The organism is Burkholderia sp. BCC1640 (genome assembly GCF_902833125.1).
GTDB classification, from domain to species: domain Bacteria; phylum Pseudomonadota; class Gammaproteobacteria; order Burkholderiales; family Burkholderiaceae; genus Burkholderia; species Burkholderia diffusa.
On record NZ_CADFEF010000125.1, the window covers coordinates 1 to 592 of the forward strand.

Annotated in this window: 1 protein-coding gene; it reads left to right on the forward strand. The window is 62.5% G+C overall.

Annotated elements, in window-relative coordinates; genetic code table 11:
• Positions 1 to 114 precede the first annotated feature (114 nt).
• Positions 115 to 592 (forward strand): helix-turn-helix domain-containing protein (locus HWX25_RS32805; RefSeq protein WP_175912747.1); only part of this gene is annotated, 478 nt, incomplete at its 3' end.

Genomic DNA, 592 nt, shown 5'->3' on the forward strand with positions numbered 1-592 from the left:
TGTTGATGTCCGCACAGAACTGACCCACTAGAGCTGAAAATTTTCATCGAATTTTGACCCACGTGATTGAATGCCCTGCTCAATCTTTGAGCAGGGGATACAAAGGTGATCACGGTGGGCATATTGGCCAAGATCAGGCGGATGTATTTCCGCGAGAAGGTCCCGCTGCGCGAGATTGCGCGGCGTACGGGCCTGTCCCGAAACACGGTGCGCCGCTGGCTGCGGCAGACTGATGCCGTCGAGCCGAAGTATCCGAAGCGCGTCAGCCCGAGCGTCATCGACGACTGGGCCGCACAGCTGACAGGTTGGCTGCGTGCCGACAGTCATCGCCCGAAGCGTGACCGGCGCACCGCCCGGTTCATGTTCGAGGCGATCCGCGCCGAGGGTTACGCCGGCAGCTACGGCCGCGTGAGCGCGTTCGTGAGGCGTTGGCACGAGGAGCAGGCTGAGGCGCCTCGCAGGAAGGCCTTCGTGCCGCTCGCCTTCGAACCCGGCGAAGCCTTCCAGTTTGACTGGAGCTGCGAATACGCGTTTGTTGGCGGGCTACGGCGACGCCTGGAGGTCGCCCACGTCAAACTTAACTCCAGCCGCG